Origin of the sequence: Paraburkholderia bannensis NBRC 103871, from assembly GCF_000685015.1 — a bacterium.
Lineage (GTDB): Bacteria > Pseudomonadota > Gammaproteobacteria > Burkholderiales > Burkholderiaceae > Paraburkholderia > Paraburkholderia bannensis.
In genome coordinates this window covers 1-1,900 of the sequence record NZ_BAYA01000086.1, presented here as the reverse complement: position 1 = coordinate 1,900, position 1,900 = coordinate 1, and the positions used below count along the sequence as shown (strand labels likewise).

The 1,900-nt window shown below is 56.7% G+C and carries 1 protein-coding gene and 2 pseudogenes; 1 reads left to right on the top strand and 2 read right to left on the bottom strand.

All coding sequences use genetic code 11. The features are described from left to right. Together BBA01S_RS45030 and BBA01S_RS45025 are read right to left on the bottom strand one after the other, a co-directional pair. Positions 1–199, bottom strand: a pseudogene (locus tag BBA01S_RS45030) (IS5/IS1182 family transposase); the annotation flags it as partial. A 25-nt stretch (positions 200–224) separates the two neighbouring features. Continuing rightward, positions 225–1,502, bottom strand: a pseudogene (locus BBA01S_RS45025) (methyl-accepting chemotaxis protein); the annotation flags it as partial. 81 nt (positions 1,503–1,583) lie between these two features. Between BBA01S_RS45025 and BBA01S_RS48765 the strand changes: the two are divergent. Then, complete coding sequence (locus BBA01S_RS48765) at positions 1,584–1,844, top strand: DUF2866 domain-containing protein (protein ID WP_124262882.1); 261 nt, start codon at positions 1,584–1,586, stop codon at positions 1,842–1,844. The last annotated feature ends 56 nt before the right edge of the window (positions 1,845–1,900 follow it).

The window sequence follows — 1,900 nt, the reverse complement described above, 5'->3', positions numbered from 1 at the left end:
ACAGGTACTGATCGTCCCTGGCGATATAGATGAAGTCGGCCCGGTCGAACCGCCCGTCAGCCCTCGCGCTCGATGTTTGTGTTTTCGGCACCAGCGCCGCAATTCCCGCGTCGTCGCAAGCCTTGATTTCCGTTGCATTGAAGTATCCGCGATCAGCGAGTGCCTTGAGCTTTTTCTTGCCCATTGCGTGATGACTGGCCGAGTGCGCACCTAAATGCCGCACGCTATCGATCCGCGGTCACTGATGAACTGAAACGATGACGCCTGTATGACGTGAGCTGAGGAGTCCCGTCGTCGGTGACCATCAGGATGACATGCTCGACCCCAGCCTGTAATGTTGTCACCCGAAGCTTCGCTGACGCGCTGCCAGCCAACTTGAGCGTTGGCGGCGACGACAGGAAGTCCTCGCCGCGTTGGCCAATTACGTCGGAGGGCCGTACGGCGTGTGAAATAGCCGAACCCGCTTCAGGGTAAGCAATCCAGCGATATGTAAGACGATTGCGATCGGGGTCGATACTTGTCGACGCATCCAGCAAAAGCGTGATCGCCAGATTGCCCTGCTCGATACCGGCAATCTGCTCTTGAGATGCCGACGATATTTCACCCACGATGTCAGTGACTTGTTTCACTGACCCGACAATTTCACCGATTGTGCCCCGACCTGTGCGACGAGGACCGAGCCTGCCTCCACGCGGTAGACCGATTCGGCGATCAGATCCTTGATTTCCTTGGCGGCGCTGGCGCTGCGCTAGTGCACGAACTTCACATGCCACGACAGCGAATCCTCGTCCTTCCTCACCAGCACGCGCCGCTTCGACTGCCGCGTTAAGCGCAAGGATGTTGGTCTGGAAAGCGATGCCTTCAATCACACCAATGATCTCAGACATTCTTGTGGAACTGGCTGCGATGTCGCGCATCGTCTCGACGACGCGGCTCACGACTTCGCCGCCTTGCTGCGCAACGCCGGATGCCGCGCCGGCAAGCGTTACCGCCTGCTTCGCGTTGTCCGTGTTGTGGCGGACAGCGGCAGTCAGATCTTCGATACTCGAAGCAGTCTCCTCGAGCGATGCCGCCTGCTCTTCAGTTCGGCTCGACAGATCCAGATTCCCTTGCGCAATCTGGGCGCTTGCAGTCGCCACTCCTTCGGCGCTCTCGCAAACCTCTGCGACGACCCGCGACAGCGCATCGCGCATCGCCTTCAGCGATGCCATCAGGCTCTTCGTGTCGCCTGGGCGGAGATCAATGTCTACGCTGAGATCTCCGTCCACCACATCTCTGGCGAGATTAACGGCAATCGCCGGCTCGGTACCCAATTGTCGCATCAGGCTACGCGCGACCCAAACACCGATTCCAATACCGATCAGCACGGAAACGGCCACCAGAACCAGCATCAGGTTGCGACCTTCGTCATAGACCTTGTCGTTCCTGTCCGCCGTTGTCTGGGCATCGCTCTGCGTGACATCGACGAGGGTGCCCATCAGAACCAGCGTCCTGAAGCCCTGTCGTCTGCCCACGCTGGTTTAAGACTTGCTTAAGGAAGCAAATCTAAATTCGCAATCGAGAAGCAAAAATTATCGACATTTATGTGGAAAGCCAATTGTATGGATAACAAAACGTTGAAAATGCGCGGCTTTCGAATTTCATTGGAAACGGTCAATCCATTTGGTCATGTCTGTCAAATTGTCGAATGGGTCGACCCAGAGGGTCATATCGCAAGGCGGGTCGCAGGCGCTCATCTCACAACTTCTGCGGTCAACGGATTGGCCCAGTCTTTTGTAGCGGGAGTTAGGCATACGTTGAGTGACGATGAGCCACAGCCAAAGGCAACTCTCCGAAAGCGGTAGTGTCACGAGGACGAAAGTAGTGGGATGCTACTCCTTCCGCATGATCCCTTGAACCA